Here is a 16985-nt window from a genome sequence, read left to right on the forward strand (position 1 = left end):
GGCGGTGTCGGTTCGGGCCGGGCCGTCAGGGGCGGCCGGCGGGTTGGGGCCGGATTCAGAGCCAGGGCGATCCGGCGATCCGGGCGCGGTTGATCAGGCTTTCGCCGGCGACCGTATGATCGGCCGTCCACAGGCGGACGGTCAGCGGGTCGCCGGGCAGGGCTTCCTCGCGCACCAGTTTCAGGCCGCAGCCGTCGAACCAGGTGCGCACTTCCTCGTCGTCGAATCCCAGCCGGCGGTGCGCGTGACGGCTGCGCAGGTCTTCGACCGAGTGACGGGCGAAATCGACCACGATCAGGCGGCCGCCGGGCCGCAGCACCCGCGCGGCCTCCGCCACCGCCCGTTCGGGCGTGTCGGCGAAATGCAGCACCAGATGCACCACCACCAGGTCGACCGAGGCATCGGCCAGCGGCAGCGCGTACATGTCGCCGAGCCGCAGGCTGACATGCTGCAGGTCGGCGCGGGCGACGCGGTCGCGCGCCACCGCCAACATCTCGCGCGAGATGTCGAGGCCGATGGCGTATTGCACCCGCGGCGCCAGCAGGCGCAGCACCTCGCCGGTGCCGGTGCCGATGTCCAGCAGCGTCTCGAACACGCCGGCCGGCACCTGGGCCAGAACCTGGCGGTCCACCTCGGCCGCGTCGATATGCAACTGGCGAATCGCATCCCACGATTCGGCATGGGTGCCGAAATAGGCGTCCGCTTCGGCCTGGCGCCGGCGGCGCACATCGCTGAGCCGGGCCTGGTCCAGCACGATCACCGGATCGTCGGCGGGGATCAATTCCAGCACCGCCGCGGCCAGCGGGTTGTCGATCCGCTCCAGCCGGTAAAAGCTCCAATTGCCTTCGCGCATCGGCGTCAGCAGGCCGACATCGGCCAGGATTTTCAAATGGCGAGAGACCCGAGGCTGGCTCTGGCCCAGGATTTGTGCGATTTCCGAAACCGCCAGTTCGCCGCTGGCGCACAGGCTGACAATGCGCAGCCGCGTCGGCTCGGCGATGGCTTTCAGCGACTCGATCAGGCTTTGCATGGCGGTCGCTCGCGGGCGGGGAAGCGTTTCTTCATAACGATATAAAGATATCATTATATAGAATGCGCTGGCAAGAGCCAAACGCAATTGTGATGCCAACCGCGGTGCCGGCGATGGCAATACGCACGATTATTGGCAAATATGGCCAATTGTGCTAGCAGGCGGATAACCTCTCCGGCATAGGATATGCGGGCGACCGGGTGCAGCGCCGTCAGGGCGCGTGCGCCTCAGAGGTTGGCCGGCCTGGTCGGCGTCTGGTGAGGATTTCGGAGTAGGGTGTGTGCGAATGGTACAGGTGAAGACCTGGTGCAGGAAGATCGGCCGCGGCTTGGCCGTCGGGGCGTTGTGTGCGGTTGCGGCCGGTTGTGCAACCAATCCGCCCGGCACCGTCTATGACCCGTTCGAGCCGGTGAACCGACAGGTGTTCGCGTTCAACAGCGCCGTGGACACCGTGCTGGTCCGGCCGGTTGCGGTGGTGTATCGCGACTGGGCGCCGCGCCCGTTCAAGATGATGCTGGGCAATCTGGTCAACCACCTGACCTTGCCGATGACCATCGTGAACGATCTGCTCCAGGGCAAGCCGGAGCAGGCGAAGATCGCGGCCAGCCGCTTCTTCGTGAACACCGTCGCCGGCATGGGCGGCCTGATCGACGTGGCCACCCCCACCGGCCTGAAACTGCACCAGGAAGACATGGGCCAGACCTTCGCCGTCCATGGCAGCGGCCCCGGCCCGTATCTGGTGCTGCCCCTGCTCGGCCCGTCGAACATGCGCGACGGCATCGGCACCCTGATCGACTGGTATGCCGATCCGATCCACGTGGCGAGCTACTTCCCGAACGAAGGCGGCACGGCCTTCCGCTACGGGCATGCCGGGGCGATCGGCCTGGTGCGTCGCGAGGAGCTGATCGACCCGATCGACTCGCTGAAACGCAGCTCGCTGGACTATTACGCGACCGTGCGCGCCGCCTACAACCAGCAGCGCGAGGCGGCCATCCGGGACGGCAAGCCCGATCCCGCGGCCGCAGGCCGGGACGCGTTCAGCGAGACCGAGAAGGCGACGAACACCCAGTAAGGCCGAGGCTGGCCGGGCCGGTTGCCGGCCCGGCTCCTTCCCCCGGACAGACAGCCGCCTTGACGCTGGCGGTCCGTCGCCGTACTGCCGGGCGAACGGAGCGGTGCGCGAACCGGCCGCTCCGGCTTATGGCTTTGATCCGCCGACCTTCGGCGCCGCGCGGGCGGCCGGAGGCGGCGCATGCGGTGAGGACCGATGGCAGAAGAAATCAAACGCGTGGTGCTGGCCTATTCCGGCGGCCTGGATACGTCGGTCATTTTGAAATGGCTGCAGGAAGAATACCGCTGCGAGGTGGTGACCTTCACCGCCGATCTCGGCCAGGGCGAGGAGTTGGAACCCGCCCGCAAGAAGGCCGAGATGTTCGGCGTTCGCCAGATTTTCGTCGAAGACCTGCGCGAAGAGTTCGTGCGCGATTATGTCTTCCCGATGTTCCGGGCCAACGCGCTCTATGAGGGCGTCTATCTGCTCGGCACCTCCATCGCCCGGCCGCTGATCGCCAAGCGCCAGATCGAGATCGCCGAACTGGTCGGCGCCGACGCGGTGTCGCACGGTGCCACCGGCAAGGGCAACGACCAGGTCCGCTTCGAACTGGGCTATTACGCGCTGAAGCCGGATATCAAGGTGATCGCCCCCTGGCGCGAGTGGGATTTGAACTCGCGCAGCAAGCTGATCGAGTTCGCCGAACAGCACCAGATTCCGATCGCCAAGGACAAGCGCGGCGAGGCGCCGTATTCGACCGACGCGAACCTGCTGCACATCTCCTACGAGGGCAAGGCGCTGGAAGACCCGTGGGTCGAGGCGGACGAGGATATGTACACCCGTTCGGTCGCGCCGGAGCGGGCACCGGATACGCCGCAATACGTCGAAATCGACTTCGAGCACGGCGACCCGGTCGCCATTGACGGTCAGGGCTACTCGCCGGCGGCGTTGCTCACCAAGCTGAACGAACTGGGCGGCGCCCATGGCGTCGGCCGGCTCGACATGGTGGAGAATCGGTTCGTCGGCATGAAGTCCCGCGGCGTCTACGAAACCCCCGGCGGCACCGTGCTGCTGGAGGCGCGGCGGGCGGTGGAAAGCCTTTGCCTCGACCGCGGTGCCCTGCACCTGAAGGACGAGTTGATGCCGCGCTATGCGGAACTGGTCTACAACGGTTTCTGGTTCTCGCCGGAGCGGGAAATGTTGCAGGCGGCCATCGACGAAAGCCAGAAACAGGTGACCGGCACCGCGCGGGTGAAGCTGTTCAAGGGCAGCGTGCGCACGGTCGGCCGCCGCTCGCCGAAGTCGCTCTACAACCCCGAATTCGCCACCTTCGAAGCCGATACGGTTTACGATCAAAAGGATGCGGCGGGTTTCATCAAGTTGAACGCGCTGCGCTTGCGGCTGCGCGGCATGATGGATCGCGGCTAGTTTCGGACAACTTGCCGCAAAACAGGCCAGAGCCGCAGGCGCACCTTGCATCCCGGAGAGAGGGCGCCTAGGTTCTGGCCATTCACATCGGAGCGAATTGACGGACGGTCGCCGCCGCGAATGGCAGGCAGCCGCGGCGAATGCGTTTCGGAACCGACGTTCCCCCGCCACCGGATTTCCAGCGAGCGTGCCTCGGCCTCTGCGCCTTTTTTCGCGCTTGTTGAGCAATGTTCGACGCTGGCTGGCGAACGCTGAACCCAGAGAAGGAGATATCCATGCAGCAGGAAAAGCGACTCAGCGGCAAGAAAGTGGCGATCATGGTGGCCAACGGCTTCCAGGAGACCCACATGACCGAGGTTCAGAAGGTTCTGACGCAGCAGGGTGCCGCGTCCTCGGTGATTTCGAATGAAATCGGTGTCGTCAATGGGTGGCATGAGGAATCCTGGGGTCACAACTTTTTCGTCGACAGCAGCCTGAACAAGGTGCTGCCCAGCCAGTATGACGCCCTGTTGGTGCCGGGTGGCGAGCGCTCGCTGCAGTCGCTCTGCGGCAACGCCCACGCCAAGCGCATCGTCAAGGGCATGATCGACTCCGGCAAGCCGGTCGGCCTGCTGGGCCGTGGCCCGCTGCTGCTGGTCGCCGCCGAGTGTGCTGCCGGCCGCAGCGTCAGCGGCAATGCGGTGATCGAGGAAACGGTGAGCAAGGCCGGTGCCATCTGGCAGGCGGGCGGCGAGCCGGTCGTCGACGGTGCGGTGCTCTCCGGCGCCGGTCGCGAGGACCTGGAAGCCTTCATCGAAATCTTCGTCGAGGCGATTGCCGTCGGCACGCTGGAGCAGACGAGCGAAGCCGCCTGATCGGCTAGCCCGCCCAAGCAACGGCGTCGCCGGGGGACAAGCCCAGTCGCGACGCCGCATGGCCCTGGTTCACGGCGATTTCCGCCAGACCCAGGGCATTTTTGTACCAGAACGCTTCTCCCGCCGCCGCCTCGGCGAAGGTGCGGCGTTCGGCAAAGCGCTGGCGGCCGGCCGCCAGCACCGCCCCCGGCCGCGGCTTCAGGCCGGTCATGACATTGCCATAGCCGTCGACATAGACCACCGCCGCCAGCTCGTCCGGCGTTTCCCTGCCGACCGGAGCCCGGTCCAGCGGCACGAGGCCGGTGCGGTCGCCCTCGGCGAGACGCGCACCGGTCGGTGCGAACAGGTCGCGGCCGTGAAACGAGGCCGACAGCCGCGCCGGCCGCCAGACGATGCGGTGCCAGGCCGGTGCGGCGTCGCGGGCGCGGGCGGCGGCGACCAGCAGCCCGTTGTCCGGCCCCACCAGCCAGCAGTCACCGGCTTGCACCGCCAAGGGCAGGCGGTCGCTGCCCACCCCCGGATCGACCACGGCGATGACGACGCTGCCGGGCGCCCAGTCCGACGCCAGCGCCGCCAGCAGGCACCCTGCCGCCAGCGGGTCGAAGGCCGGGGCGTCGTGCATCAGGTCCACCAGCGGCACATCCGGCGTGGTTCGGCGGATCGCGGCGTGCATCTGGCCGACATAGGGGCCCCGCCAGCCGAAATCCGTGTAGAGCAGGATCATGGCCCGACGCCGCGCTCGGGTAACGCATCCCCATCCGGGCGATCGATGCCGCCGGGCGGTTCGATGATCGGGTGATGCGACGCGGCGCTGCGGCGGAAATCGTCGAACAGCCGCGGGTCCGGCGCGATTTCGATCTCGCGCTTGAACGCCCGGAAGCCCCGGGCGAGGTAGAAGGGCAGGGCGTTCGGGTGGTCCAGCGTGCAGGTGTGTAGCCAGAGCCGCTCGGCCCCGCCCTCTTGAAACGCCAGGCGTTGCGCCTCGCCCATCAGCCAGACGCCGAGGCCGGCGCCGACCGCCTCCGGCACCAGGCCGAAAAAGACGATCTCGCAGGCCGGCCGCTCGCGCCAGTCGAGTTCCAGCAGGCCGATGGCCTCGCCGCGGTCTTCCCCTGCGGCTTCGAGGGCATAGACCGCGACGGCGGGGTGATGGATGACGGCGGCCAGTTGCGCATCGGTCATCACGGCCCGGCTGAACCAGAGCCAGTCCTCGCCGATGCGCCGGTACAGCGTGCGGTACCAGTCCAGGCCCGGCCGCTCCACCCGTCGGACGTGGAGACCGGGGCGCGGCGGGGCCGGATACGCGACGGGCGGCGCGGTTTTCTCCAGATGGGTGACGATGGCGGCAATGGAGCCGGGCGGCACCGGCAGCAGGCTCACTTGCGCCCCTCCGCCCGCCACTGCTCGACCCAGAGGGTGGCCGGGGCCAGATGGCCGGTGGGGCGCACGCCCTTCAGCCATTTCGGGATCACATACGGGTTGGCGCGGAAATAGAGCGGCAGCGCCGGCAGGTCCTGCGTGTAGATGCGCTGGAGTTCGGCCCATTTCGCCCGGCGCGACTCCCGGTCCAGGTCGACCTCGATGGCGTCGAGCAGGGCATCGACCCTGGGATTGCGGTAGCCGGTGTAGTTCTGGCCGGCCCAGTTGTTTTCCGCCGTCGGGATCATGGTGGAATGGAGCGTCGAACGGGGCAGGCTTTCCGGCGCGCTGATCCAGGCGAACATGGCCAACCCCTCGAAGCGCCGCTCGCGCACGGTCTGGCCGAAAAACACCCGGGCCGGCTCGTTGCGGATGCGTGTCTCGACGCCGATCTGCTTCCAGTAGGATTGCAGCACCTGCTCCACCTGCTCGCGCACCCGGGCGCCGGCGGTGGTCATCAGCGACAGGCTGAGCGTCTGGCCGTCGCCATTGACGCGCACGCCGCCGGGGCCGGGCGTCCAGCCGGCCTTCGTCAGCAGTGCCTTGGCTTTTTCGGGGTCGTAGGGATAGCGGGTCACGTCGTCCGAATGCACCCAGTCGAGCGGGCTGACATTGCTGTCCGCCACCGGCTGGCGGCCCTGGAACAGCCGCTGGCTGATCGCCTGCCGGTCGACGCCATAGAGCAGCGCCTGGCGGACCCGCCGGTCCGCCAGCACCGGATTGTCGAGATTGACGTCCAGATGCTCGTAGATCAGGCCGGCCTTGTAGACGAAGTCGAACGCGTCGCCGCGGCGTTGTTGCAGCGACAGCGCCTGGTCCAGGGTCAGGCCCAGCGGCCCGGCGATATAGTCGATGGCGCCGGACAGAAGATTGGCCTCCAGCGCCGCGGTGTTGGGGATCACCCGCACCACGATCCGGTCGAAATAGGGCTTGGGGCCGGGCCAGTGCGGGTTGCGCTCCAGCGTGGTGAAGGCGCCGGCCGAGACCGCGGCGATGCGATAGGGGCCGAAATAGAGGCCGGGATTGGCGGTCTCCCGGTCATAGAGCGTGCGCTGCTTGTAGGCGCGCGGGTCGGCCTCGAACACGGCGCGCTCCAGATGGGCCGGCAGCGGCTCCACCCCGAAGGCGTTGTAGGTGTAGGTGATGCGGTCGGTGTGCAGGATGACGGTGCGGGCGTCCGGCGTCTCCACCTTCCAGATGCGCTGGAACACGTCGGCGCCGGTGACGCCGCTGTCCTTGTGCTTGCCCACCTCCCAGGCGAAGCGGATGTCGTCGGCGGTGACCGGCACGCCGTCGCCCCAGGCCAGCCCCTCGCGCAGGCGGTAGGTGACGGCGATGCCCGCCTTGCCGTCCGGCGTGGTCTCGCGCACCGCGCCGCCGTTTTCCAGGGTCGGCAGCGTCTCGCACACCAGGCAGGCCAGTTGCCAGTCCCGGTCGTAGCCGGTGACCGGGCGCAGCGCCATGCCGAGCACATAGCTCTTGGCCAGCATGGCGTCGATGAGCGGGTGGAATGTGGAGGGAAACTGCGTGACGCCGATCACCAGCGTCCGCTTCGCCTCCTCCGCCCGCGCCGCCGGGGCCGCCGGGGCGGCGAGGCAGAGGGCGAGGATCAGCGCCAGCGCCACCCGCAGCATGGGGCTAGCCCGCTTTCGGCTGCCAGCCGTCGGGGGCGGCCAGGAATTCGCGCACCACCGCGGCCTTGTCCGGCGGGAAATAGCCGCGCGCCTCGGCTTCCTCGATCACGTCCCACCAGGTGGCGAGCCCGTGCAGCTTCACGCCCATTTCGCCGAGAGTCGATGTGCTTTCGGGGAAAATGCCGTAGTGGAACAGCACCATGCAGTCGTTGATGACGCCGCCCGCCTGGCGGATGGCGTTGATGAAGTTGACCTTGCTGCCGCCGTCGGTGGCCAGATCCTCGACCAGCAGCACGCGGGCGCCTTCCGGCATCACGCCCTCGATCTGGGCCATGCGGCCGAAGCCCTTGGCCTGCTTGCGCACATAGACCATGGGCAGGCCCATGCGCTCGGCGATCCAGGCGGCGAAGGCGATGCCGGCGGTCTCGCCGCCCGCGACCACGTCGATGCTTTCGTGGCCGATATCGCGCTCGATGGTCTGGACGGCCAGGTCCATCAGCTTGCGCCGGGCGCGCGGAAAGCTGATGAGCTGGCGGCAGTCGATATAGACCGGGCTGCGGCGGCCGCTGGTGAAGGTGAAGGGCTCGTCATCATAGCAATAGGCCGACTGGGTCTCCAGCAGGATATGCGCCATGGCGCGGGCGGCGACGGCGCGTTCGATCTCGTGCGCCTGGGCAACCGAGACCGGAGCGACCGAGACGGGGGAGACGGGAGCGGAGGGGGCGGTGGACATGGCGTTGCGGCACACTTCTTTTTTGGGACGAGGCTCGTATGGTGGGTCTCTCATACCATCCGTCGCGGCGTCCGCCCACCATTCATGCTGACCCAACTGACCCAGATCTTCGGCGACCTGTCGCCGGCCAGCCTGCTGTATGTGGTGCTGGGCGCCTATTGCTCGGCCGTGTTCCACAGCGTCGCCGTGTTCGGCGGCGGCCTGATCCTGTCGATCCTGCTGGCGCCGGTGATCGGCATCAAGGCGGTGGTGCCGGTGATCGCGGTCTCGCTGCTGGTCAGCCACACCAGCCGGGTGTGGGCGTTTCGCAAGGGCTTCACCTGGCCGGTCTATCGCAATCTGATGACGACCGCCTTTCCCGGCATCATCGTCGGCGCGGTGGTCTACTCCCACCTGCCGACCGAGGCGATTGCATTGCTGATGGGGGTGTTCCTGATCGCCACCATCCCGCTGCGGCGCACGCTGCACCGGCGCAATGTCAGCGTCGGCAAGCGCACGATCATGGGGGTGGGCGTGCCGTTCGGCGTGCTGAGCGGCTCCACGGTCGGCGCCGGCCTGATCCTGGCGCCGTTCATGCTGGCGGTGGGCCTGGCGGGCGAGGCGCTGCTGGGCACGATGGCGGCGGTGGCGCTGACGGTGAACGTCACCAAATCCGTGGTGTTCGGTGGCTTTGCCGTGCTGGACCCGGGCCTGGCGCTGGCGGGCTTCCTGGTCGGGCTCTGCACCATCCCCGGCAACCTGACCGGCCGCTGGATCGTGCGCCGCACCGGCGTGCGCGTGCACATCCTGGTGGTGGAAGCAGTGATCCTGGTGGGCGGCTGCTATTTCATCTACGCCGCCGGCCATGGCTGGGGCTGGTGGGGCTGGTGAGACCGGGGCGGGGCGGTATAGTTCCGGGCCAGGACCCGACCTTCCCCTGAGAGGACCCGCCCCATGTCCACCACCGGCAAACGCGTCGCGCTGATCACCGGCTGCGGCAAGGAAAACGGCATCGGTGCCGCCACGGCCCAGAGGCTCGCCCGCGACGGCGTGATCGTTGCGGTGGCCGATATCGCCGCCGCCGGTGTGGAGAACGACCTGGCGACCGACCGCGCGCCGTCGGCCTGGCAGGGCCTCGACACGCTCGTCGCCCGCATCGAGGCCGCCGGCGGCGAGGCGTTCAGCCTGACCGGCGATGTCAGCCAGGAGGCCAGCGCGAAATCCCTGGTCGACCGGGTGGTGGCGAAATACGGCCGGCTCGACATCCTGGTGAACAATGCGGGCGCGCCGCACGGCAAGGACCGGGGTCCGATCGAGGACGTGCCGGTCGAGGGCTGGGACGCGGTCATGAACATCAACGCCAAGGGCGTGTTCCTGATGACCAAGGCCGCGGTGCCGCACATGAAGCGCCAGGGCTGGGGCCGCATCGTCTCCATGGCGTCGGTGGCGGGGATGGTGGCGCTGCCGGAGCGGGCGGCCTATTCCGCCTCGAAGGCGGCGGTGATCGGCCTCACCCGGTCGGTCGCGCACGATCTGGCGCCGCTGGGGATCACGGTCAATTGCGTCTGTCCCGGCTCGATTGCCACGGACCGTGCAATTTCCTCGACCCTGCGCGCCGGCTGGAGCGATGTGCAGGCGGGCCTGGCCGAGCGCGCCCAGTTCCTGCCGGCGAAGCGGCATGGCGCGCCGGAGGAAATCGCCGCCCTGATCGCCTATCTCGCCAGCGAGGACGCCGGCTACACCACCGGCCAGGCCATCGCCGTCGATGGCGGCGGCCTGCCCGCGAGCGCGTTCTGAGGGTTCCATTCGGTGTGCCCCGGAATCGATCCGGGGCCGGCGTCCGCATGAGATCCTGGCGTCCGAGGCCGGCCCACCGCGTCGCTTTCCCGGCCTTGCGCCGGGACCTCATGCGGGAGGCGGGCCCAGCCGGAGGTCCCGGATCGGCGCTCCGCGCCGTCAGGGAAAGCTCGGGCCGGGAGAACTCGGCGCGGGGGTGGCTGGGCTCAGGCGGCGGCGATGGCGGCCCAGTCGATCGGCTGGTTGCGGTCGAGCGTGCGGGTCACCGGCGGCATGGCGTATTTCAGGCCGGTGGCGCAGTTGAACAGCACGCAGCTTTCGTCCGCCCGGATGCGGCCATCGCCGCGAGCGGCCTTGTAGGCGGCATAGGTGGCCGCCCCTTCCGGGCACAGCAACAGCCCCTCGTCGCGAGCGACCTCTTCCTGCGCCGACTGGATGGCGTCGTCGTCGACGGCGATGGCGAACCCGTTCGATTCGCGCACCGCGTCCAGGATGAGAAAATCGCCGATGGCCTGGGGCACGCGGATGCCATAGGCCAGGGTCTTGGCATTCTCCCAGCGCGTCGCGTGGCGCTCGCCCGCCTCGAAGGCGCGGACCATGGGGGCGCAGCCGGTCGCCTGCACCGCCACCATGCGCGGCCGCTTCGCGCCGATCAGGCCGATGGCCTCCAACTCGGCGAAGGCCTTCCACATGCCGATCAAGCCGGTGCCGCCGCCGGTGGGGTAGAGGATCACGTCCGGCACCTGCCAGCCCAGTTGCTCGGCCAGTTCCAGGCCCATGGTCTTCTTGCCCTCGATCCGGTAGGGCTCTTTCAGGGTGGAGGTGTCGAACCAGCCCATGGGCTCCTTGCCCTCGCCGACGATCTTGCCGCAATCGTCGATATAGCCGTTCACCTTCCAGACCTTGGCGCCCTGCAACTGGATTTCGCGCACATTGATGTCCGGCGTGTCCTCCGGGCAGAAGATATAGGCCTCCATGCCGCCGCGCCGGCAATAGGCGGCCATGGCGGCGCCGGCATTGCCGTTGGTCGGCATGGCGACGCGCTGGATGCCCAATTCCTTGGCCATGGAGACCGCCATCACCAGGCCGCGCGCCTTGAACGAGCCGGTGGGCAACCGGCCTTCGTCCTTGACCAGCAGCGGGGCGCCCGCGCCATTGGTCTTCTCCACCGCCGGCAGGCGCACCAGCGGCGTCACGATCTCGCCGAGACTGGTGATGTTCTCGCTGCGCCGCACCGGCAGCAGTTCGCGGTAGCGCCACATGGTCTGTGCCCGGCCTGCCAGCACGTCCTTGGTCAGGGCCTTCTTCACGCCCTCCAGGTCGTAGCGCACCAGCAGCGGCTTGCCGGCTTTCGAGAGATTGTGCAGCGTGTCGGCCGGATAACGGTCGCCCGCATAGCCGCACTCCAGGTGGGTGACGAAGGTTTCTGTCTCGGGAATGCCGTGCGGGTCGATCATCGGGAGCCTCTTGCGCTAAGGTGAGCGCAGCATACTCCCTCAACAGCCAGAGACCAGAGCCGATGCGCCTTGCCGTCGCCGGATTCGCGCTCGAAAGCGTGACCTTCCTGCCTGAAACCACGGATATTCCCGACTTCGAACGCGGGGCGCTGCGGGGCGCCGCGCTGGTGGAGGGGCTGGCCGGCACCAACACCAGCCTTGGCGGCTTCCTGGACGTGTGCGCGGCCGAGGGGGTGGAGCCGGTGGGCCTGGTCTGGGCCGGCGCCGGCGCGGCGGCCAGCGCCAGCGAGGCGGCGTTCGACACATATGTGGGCGAGATCGTCGCCGGCCTCGCCGCGGTCCGGGACGCGGTCGACGGCCTGCTGCTGCACCTGCACGGCGCGCTGGCCACGCCCAGCCGCCGCAACGCCGACGCCCAGGTGTTGCAGGCGATCCGCGCGACGGTGGGGCCGGACTTTCCCATCGCCGTCGCCTTCGACCTGCACGGCAATATCGGCGCGGACGTGGTCGAGGCCGCCACGGTGCTGGCGGGTTATCACTATTCCCCCCACACGGACATGGCCGCGACGGGCAAGCGCGCGGCGCGGATGCTGATTGCCCGGCTGCGGGGCGAGACCGGCCTCGCCATGGGCCATGCCCGGCCCGGCATCATCCTGCCCAGCATCTTCTCCGCCACCTGCCTGGAGCCGCTCGCGACCCTGATGCAGCACGCCCGCGACCTGGAACTGCACACGCCGGGCGTGCTCGACATCACGATTTTCTGCGGCTTCGCCTATGCGGACGTGCCGGACTGCGGCATGAGCGTGGTGGTCGTGACCGACGGCGATGCCGGCCTGGCGCAGCGCACCGCCGACCGGCTGGCCGGCCTCGCCCATGACTGGCGCACGGTGCTGTTCCGCCGCGAACTGGTGCTGGACGTGCCGGCCGGGGTCGAGAAGGCGCTGGCGCTGGCCGAAACCGCGGCCAAGCCCGTCTGCGTGCTGGAGCATGCCGACCGCCTGAACGACTCCACCTACACGCTACGGGAGTTGCTGGCGCGGGATCTGGGCGGCGTTCGCGTGTTCGCACCCTTTATGTTCGACCCGGAGAGTGCGGCGGCCTGTGTCGCCGCCGGAACCGGGGCCACGGTCGACCTGCGCCTCTGCGGCAAGACCTCGCCGCAGGCGGGCGGGCCGCTGAGCGTCACGGCGAAGGTGCTTTGGGCCGGGGACAAGACCATCAAGGTGACGGGGCCGCTCTACACCGGCGCCACCTTCAAGCTGGGCAACAGTGCGGTGCTGGACCTGGGCGGCGGCGTCACCGTCTCGCTGATCTCGGTGCAGTGGAGCGCCATCGACCGCGACCCGTTCGACCAGTTCGGCCTGAAGCCCGAGGATTTCGGCATCATCCTGCTGCGCTCCAAGACGCATTTCCGCCATGTCTACACGCCGCTCTGCGAGGACATTCTGATCGTGGACACGCCCGACTGGGGGCCCGCGGACGTGACGACGCTGCCCTACGAATACGCGGACCGGAACAGCTTTCCCTTTGTCGCTTGATACCGGCTTCCCCGAAGCCTGACCGGCGGACGAATACCTGAAAACCCCCGAAAACCACGATGGCGTCATTGCGAGCCCGCGCGGCGGCCGTGGCAATCCAGTCACGCTGCGACCTGGCAGAGCGGCCGGTCTGGTTTGCTTCGCCTTCGGCTCGCAATGACGGCTATCAGGGTGTCTGCTTTCAGGCGAAGCTTGAGCGAAAGCCGACCATCCGGGCCGCCGGCTGGATCAGGGCGGCTATTTCTTGCGCCACTGGCCTTCGATCAGCAGGAACGTGCCGGCCGGCACCTGTTTGTAAAGGCGCTGGCCGGTGACCGCCTCCACCTGTTGCAGGGTGGAGCCGGTGCGGTTGGCGATGGACTGGTACTCGGCGCGCCGGCCGGCATTGACCTCGTTCACCAGCGCCTGCACCTCGGCATTCTGGGCGCCGACCGGTGCGACATAGCCCTGCGGCGTCTCGCCGATCAGGCCCTGGGCGCGGGCGTCGCCCAGGCTCATCGCCTGGGCCGGCGCCACCGCCAGCAGCAACAACAGTGTCAGGACAAAGCGCATCAGAACAGATCCTTTCGCTCGCGCATCAGGTCCTCGACCTCGCGTTCGATCTTCACCCGCACCTCGCGCTCGATCTTGATGTTGAGATTGATGACGATCGGCTTGTCCGGCGCCTTCAATTGCACCGAGGGCTGGCAGCCTGCGAGCGCGAGGCCTGCCGCCAAGGTCACCGCGATTGAGAGCCTTCTTCGGTCCATGAAAAACTCGTGATGTCCGACGTATCATCGACCGCATCGTTCAGGATCTGACGCATCGGCCCTTCCAGTTTGATATTGATCTCAATGGGCAGCGGGTCAAGGGTGATGCCATCACGGGTCAGGGGCCGGGCGCTGCGGCCGCTGAAATGCAGGCCGATCGTCAATTCCTCCGCGTCCTGCTCGTCCAGGTCGATGGCGAACCGGTCGTAGCGGAAATCCTTCAGCGCCTGCACCACCAGGTCGGTGGCCTCGTTCGCCTGCTTCAGGGCATGGTCGACCGCGATGGGCGTGTAGCGGATGCGCCCCGGCTTGGTGGTCTCCAGCCGGGCGCCGCGCACCAGCATCTCGCCGTCGCGGGCGACGATGGGGATGCGGCCGGCCAGAACGCCCTCGGCCCGGAATTCGCCGAATTCGGCAAACCGCAAGGCCTGGGAGAGGTCGATGCCGTCGATCTCCAGCACGGTGTCGAAGCTCAGCGTCTCGGTGTTCAGGCGCAGCGGCTTGGCCCGCACCCGGCCGCCGAACAGGTCGAACTGCTCCAGATGCAGGCGCACGTCCTGAAGCGAGCGCATGTCGAAGGCGATCACGCCCAGGCTCAGCGGCACGCCCACATTGAGGCGGCCGATGGTGATGCGCTGCGGCCCGGCCGTGGCCGGCGGCACCAGGCTCGCCAACTCGACCGAGGCGACGGCGCCGGAGACCGAAAGTTCCGCGGTGGTCACATGGTCGACCGACACCGACAACCGGCCGTGCTGCGTCAGGCCCTTGGCCGACCAGCGGGCGGCGCCGTCGAGGGTGACGGCCGCGTTTGCGTCCAACACCAGATTGGCGGCGCTCGGAAACAGGTCGGCCGGTTGCAGCACGTTCGGCAGGAACAGCAAGGGCGCCCGGACGCGGACCGATCCCGTGCCGGTCGCCAGGTCGTGAGCACCCTTGACGGTGAAGGCGATGCGGTTCCCCTGGTCCGTGAGCCGGCCGGCAAAGCCGAGCCGGTCGCCCGCCTCGGTCAGGTTCAGCGCCAGGCGCAGCGGCACCACCGCCGGCCGGGCCACCGCATGCCGGATCCGGCCGATCACCACCTGCCCGGCATCGTGGCCTTTGCCCTGGCCGGACTCTTGGCCGAGCCGCAGGTCGGCCCGGATGCGGTCGGCCACCAGCGAGAGGTTCGGCACGCGGATCTCGCCGTCGCCGACGCGCAGGCGGTGGCTGTGCGGCGCGAGATCGACCCGGAAGCCGCTCAACCGGAATTTGGCGCCATGCGCCGCCTGTTGCACATCGCGCGCGGTGAAGCCGCCGGTGACGGGAGCGAAGCGCAAGGCGCCCGAGACCCCACCCCGGGCCAGGTCGATTGTCAGGCGCTGATCGTCGCCGGCCGCGAGGCGCAACTCGGTCGTCCCGGACTTTTCGGATGGCTTGGTCAGGCGCAGGGTGCGTCCCTCCAGGGCCAGCAGGCGGGCGCGGCTGCCGGGAGCCAGATGCAGGGTCAGGCGCTCGCCCCGCCAGTCCAGCGCCAGCGTTGCGTCCAGGTCCGCCTCGGCAAAGCGCACCGAAGGGTCGGGCGTGCCGCTGCTGCGTGCCGCCAGCGTCAGCCGGGCATGGGCGTTGCCGGGCGTGGCCTCCAGGTCGCGGAAGGCGAACTCGCCGCTGGCGCGCATCTTTCCCAGCCGCGTGTCGACCAGACGCAGGGTCAGGGCGTCGGCGGCGAGGCGCGGCGGGCCGGCCGGCGGCAATGTCGCCCGCAGCCCGCCTTCCGTCCGCACGGCGAAGACCGGGTTGCCGAGACGCAGCGCCAGCTCCCCCGCGGCCGTGATCGTGCCGTCGCTCGCCCGTTCCACGGCGATTTCCGGACTGCCGAGCAATGGGCCGCCATAGGCCGCGAACACGGGCTGCCGCAGCAGCGGCGCCAGGAGCGGCGGCAGGCGGGCGCGGATCGGCTCGGCGACGGTCAGGCCGGCGATCCGCAGACCCTCCGGCACGCGGACCCGGCCGCGATTGGCCGCGCCCTGGAAGACCAGGCGGCCGTTCACGCTGTCCATGGCGGCCTCGTCGCCCCAGCGCAGCCCTTTCAGCGCCAGCGAGACGACGCCGTTCGCCACGGCCCCGTCCCATGTTGCCGGCTCGGCGAGCGGCCCGTCCGGCAGGCGCAGCGACAGCAGGGTCACCGCCTGGCCGCTACCGTAAAGCGGCAGGCCGGCGGCGCGGAGGATCGGCGCCACCCAGTCGACGATGACGGTGCCGTTGGCGGTCAGCAGGGTTTCGGCGCCGCGCTGCCAGTGCACGGTCAGGGGCTGGTCCTGCGTTGCGCTGGCAAGCGTCAGCCGCAGGTCGTTCGGGGAGCCGTCCAGGTCGATCTGCGGTCGGGCCACGGCCCAGCCATCGCCGCTACCCTGCTCCGCGGCCAGCCGGACTGAGAGCGTCGGGGCGGAAGGCGTCGGGGCGGTGCCCGGCGCCTGCGCGGCCTCCGCCCGCAGGCTCAGGCCTTGCAGCGTCAGGCCGCCCGGCAGGTTTGCCCGCGGAGGGGTCCAGGTCACGGCGACCCGGCGGGCCTTGCCGAACGCGGCGGAGAGCGCCAGCGGACCCTCGGCCCGGGCCTGCTGGCCCGCCAGCGCCAGCGCACCGGTCAGCGCCAGCGACCAGGCGCCGTCCGGCCCCTGGGATGCCCGGGCTTCGTCCACGCTCAGGCGCGCCTCTCCCAGCGCGTGGTGCAGGCTCAGGGAGCCGGTGGCCGCGACGCCGGCCGCGAAGCGGGCGCGGAGCGTGCCCTCCACGCGAACCGGGCCTTGCGGCAGGTTCAGGGTCAGACGGGCCTGCCGCAACAGCAGGGAGCGCAGCGGGAAGGTCATACGGCGGGGAGGCGGCCGGTCGGGCGGGCCAGGCCGGGCCGGTGGGCTCTGCCGGCCGGCCTCGCCTGCGGGTTCGCCCCTGTCTGCCGGTTCGCCTCGTGCTGCGGGTTCGGCAGGCGCAAGCCGGGAATGACCGGGTTGCCGTCGGCGTTGAAGTCGATCGCGCCTTCCGCCCCGAAAATCCGCACCGCGTCGACCCGGCCCCGCACCAGTTGCAGCGGGTCGAACGTCACCTCCACCCGTCGTGCCGTGAGGGCGGGGCCGAGGCGCACCCCGGTCAGCACCGCCCGGTCGGTGCCGAGCGTCTCCAGCGTCGCCGCACTCTCGTCCAGGCCGAGGGCCTGGAGCAGGGGCCGGACCAGGAACTGGGCCCAGCTTTCCGCCCGAACCGGTGGAGCCACCAGCCCCGCGAGCAGAACGGACAGCACCAGGAGCCGGGTCAGGGCGGCAACCCGGCGCATCGATCAGCCCGC

16 protein-coding genes are annotated in these 16985 nt (G+C 69.3%); 6 read left to right on the forward strand and 10 right to left on the reverse strand.

Annotated elements, in window-relative coordinates; genetic code table 11:
- Positions 1-55: 55 nt before the first annotated feature.
- Positions 56-1030 (reverse strand): metalloregulator ArsR/SmtB family transcription factor, encoded by a 975-nt coding sequence (locus H6844_03995; protein MCB9928566.1) that lies wholly within the window; start codon positions 1028-1030, stop codon positions 56-58.
- 286 nt (positions 1031-1316) lie between these two features.
- Between H6844_03995 and H6844_04000 the strand changes: the two genes are divergently transcribed.
- The 3 genes from H6844_04000 to H6844_04010 all read left to right on the forward strand — a co-directional run bounded on the left by H6844_04000 (position 1317) and on the right by H6844_04010 (position 4363).
- Entirely contained in the window at positions 1317-2102 is a 786-nt protein-coding gene (locus H6844_04000) for a VacJ family lipoprotein (protein ID MCB9928567.1), read from the forward strand.
- 195 nt (positions 2103-2297) lie between these two features.
- Positions 2298-3509 carry an argininosuccinate synthase gene (locus H6844_04005; protein ID MCB9928568.1) on the forward strand — a complete coding sequence of 404 codons (1212 nt, stop codon included), beginning with the start codon at positions 2298-2300 and terminating at the stop codon, positions 3507-3509.
- A gap of 275 nt (positions 3510-3784) precedes the next feature.
- Positions 3785-4363: a DJ-1/PfpI family protein gene (locus H6844_04010; protein MCB9928569.1), complete on the forward strand. Its 579-nt coding sequence runs from the start codon at positions 3785-3787 to the stop codon at positions 4361-4363.
- A gap of 4 nt (positions 4364-4367) precedes the next feature.
- Here the strand turns inward: H6844_04010 and H6844_04015 are convergent, their stop codons facing one another.
- From H6844_04015 to H6844_04030, 4 genes are read right to left on the reverse strand one after another with little or no spacing between them, the layout of a single operon-like run.
- The gene (locus H6844_04015) at positions 4368-5087 is read right to left on the reverse strand and encodes an SAM-dependent chlorinase/fluorinase (GenBank protein MCB9928570.1); all 720 of its coding nucleotides are present in this window, start codon (positions 5085-5087) and stop codon (positions 4368-4370) included.
- Positions 5084-5824 carry a GNAT family N-acetyltransferase gene (locus H6844_04020; protein ID MCB9928571.1) on the reverse strand — a complete coding sequence of 247 codons (741 nt, stop codon included), beginning with the start codon at positions 5822-5824 and terminating at the stop codon, positions 5084-5086. The genes H6844_04015 and H6844_04020 overlap by 4 nt, the downstream gene beginning before the upstream one ends.
- Positions 5740-7416, reverse strand: coding sequence for a peptide ABC transporter substrate-binding protein (locus H6844_04025; protein ID MCB9928572.1), 1677 nt, complete (start codon positions 7414-7416; stop codon positions 5740-5742). The genes H6844_04020 and H6844_04025 overlap by 85 nt, the downstream gene beginning before the upstream one ends.
- A 4-nt stretch (positions 7417-7420) precedes the next feature.
- Positions 7421-8149: an orotate phosphoribosyltransferase gene (locus H6844_04030; protein MCB9928573.1), complete on the reverse strand. Its 729-nt coding sequence runs from the start codon at positions 8147-8149 to the stop codon at positions 7421-7423.
- Between the two features lie 84 nt (positions 8150-8233).
- Between H6844_04030 and H6844_04035 the strand changes: the two genes are divergently transcribed.
- Both H6844_04035 and H6844_04040 read left to right on the forward strand, forming a co-directional pair.
- Positions 8234-9019, forward strand: a complete 786-nt coding sequence (locus tag H6844_04035) for a sulfite exporter TauE/SafE family protein (GenBank protein ID MCB9928574.1) — start codon at positions 8234-8236, stop codon at positions 9017-9019.
- A gap of 63 nt (positions 9020-9082) precedes the next feature.
- The gene (locus H6844_04040; GenBank protein MCB9928575.1) at positions 9083-9925 is read left to right on the forward strand and encodes an SDR family oxidoreductase; all 843 of its coding nucleotides are present in this window, start codon (positions 9083-9085) and stop codon (positions 9923-9925) included.
- Positions 9926-10131: 206 nt separating this feature from the next.
- Here H6844_04040 and H6844_04045 read toward each other — a convergent pair whose 3' ends face one another.
- On the reverse strand, positions 10132-11382 hold the full coding sequence (locus tag H6844_04045) for a threonine synthase (GenBank protein ID MCB9928576.1): 1251 nt from the start codon (positions 11380-11382) through the stop codon (positions 10132-10134).
- Between the two features lie 62 nt (positions 11383-11444).
- Here H6844_04045 and H6844_04050 point away from each other — a divergent pair, with 62 nt between their 5' ends.
- Positions 11445-12920, forward strand: a complete 1476-nt coding sequence (locus H6844_04050) for a M81 family metallopeptidase (GenBank protein ID MCB9928577.1) — start codon at positions 11445-11447, stop codon at positions 12918-12920.
- A gap of 237 nt (positions 12921-13157) precedes the next feature.
- Here the strand turns inward: H6844_04050 and H6844_04055 are convergent, their stop codons facing one another.
- From H6844_04055 to H6844_04070, 4 genes are read right to left on the reverse strand one after another with little or no spacing between them, the layout of a single operon-like run.
- Complete coding sequence (locus tag H6844_04055) at positions 13158-13472, reverse strand: YdbL family protein (GenBank protein ID MCB9928578.1); 315 nt, start codon at positions 13470-13472, stop codon at positions 13158-13160.
- Positions 13472-13669, reverse strand: coding sequence for a YnbE family lipoprotein (locus H6844_04060; protein ID MCB9928579.1), 198 nt, complete (start codon positions 13667-13669; stop codon positions 13472-13474). Before H6844_04060 ends, H6844_04055 begins: the two co-directional genes overlap by 1 nt.
- Positions 13639-16512, reverse strand: a complete 2874-nt coding sequence (locus tag H6844_04065) for a YdbH domain-containing protein (protein MCB9928580.1) — start codon at positions 16510-16512, stop codon at positions 13639-13641. Before H6844_04065 ends, H6844_04060 begins: the two co-directional genes overlap by 31 nt.
- Positions 16509-16973, reverse strand: a complete 465-nt coding sequence (locus H6844_04070) for a hypothetical protein (protein ID MCB9928581.1) — start codon at positions 16971-16973, stop codon at positions 16509-16511. Before H6844_04070 ends, H6844_04065 begins: the two co-directional genes overlap by 4 nt.
- Positions 16974-16985 lie beyond the last annotated feature (12 nt).

The organism is Alphaproteobacteria bacterium (assembly GCA_020638555.1).
Taxonomy (GTDB): Bacteria; Pseudomonadota; Alphaproteobacteria; order Bin95; family Bin95; genus JACKII01.

Coding starts and splice junctions, on each gene's coding strand:
- H6844_03995 (MCB9928566.1), bottom strand. CDS start 1,030: ATGCAAAGCCTGATCGAGTCGCTGAAAGCCATCGCCGAGCCGACGCGG.
- H6844_04000 (MCB9928567.1), top strand. CDS start 1,317: ATGGTACAGGTGAAGACCTGGTGCAGGAAGATCGGCCGCGGCTTGGCC.
- H6844_04005 (MCB9928568.1), top strand. CDS start 2,298: ATGGCAGAAGAAATCAAACGCGTGGTGCTGGCCTATTCCGGCGGCCTG.
- H6844_04010 (MCB9928569.1), top strand. CDS start 3,785: ATGCAGCAGGAAAAGCGACTCAGCGGCAAGAAAGTGGCGATCATGGTG.
- H6844_04015 (MCB9928570.1), bottom strand. CDS start 5,087: ATGATCCTGCTCTACACGGATTTCGGCTGGCGGGGCCCCTATGTCGGC.
- H6844_04020 (MCB9928571.1), bottom strand. CDS start 5,824: ATGGCTGAAGGGCGTGCGCCCCACCGGCCATCTGGCCCCGGCCACCCT.
- H6844_04025 (MCB9928572.1), bottom strand. CDS start 7,416: ATGCTGCGGGTGGCGCTGGCGCTGATCCTCGCCCTCTGCCTCGCCGCC.
- H6844_04030 (MCB9928573.1), bottom strand. CDS start 8,149: ATGTCCACCGCCCCCTCCGCTCCCGTCTCCCCCGTCTCGGTCGCTCCG.
- H6844_04035 (MCB9928574.1), top strand. CDS start 8,234: ATGCTGACCCAACTGACCCAGATCTTCGGCGACCTGTCGCCGGCCAGC.
- H6844_04040 (MCB9928575.1), top strand. CDS start 9,083: ATGTCCACCACCGGCAAACGCGTCGCGCTGATCACCGGCTGCGGCAAG.
- H6844_04045 (MCB9928576.1), bottom strand. CDS start 11,382: ATGATCGACCCGCACGGCATTCCCGAGACAGAAACCTTCGTCACCCAC.
- H6844_04050 (MCB9928577.1), top strand. CDS start 11,445: ATGCGCCTTGCCGTCGCCGGATTCGCGCTCGAAAGCGTGACCTTCCTG.
- H6844_04055 (MCB9928578.1), bottom strand. CDS start 13,472: ATGCGCTTTGTCCTGACACTGTTGTTGCTGCTGGCGGTGGCGCCGGCC.
- H6844_04060 (MCB9928579.1), bottom strand. CDS start 13,669: ATGGACCGAAGAAGGCTCTCAATCGCGGTGACCTTGGCGGCAGGCCTC.
- H6844_04065 (MCB9928580.1), bottom strand. CDS start 16,512: ATGACCTTCCCGCTGCGCTCCCTGCTGTTGCGGCAGGCCCGTCTGACC.
- H6844_04070 (MCB9928581.1), bottom strand. CDS start 16,973: ATGCGCCGGGTTGCCGCCCTGACCCGGCTCCTGGTGCTGTCCGTTCTG.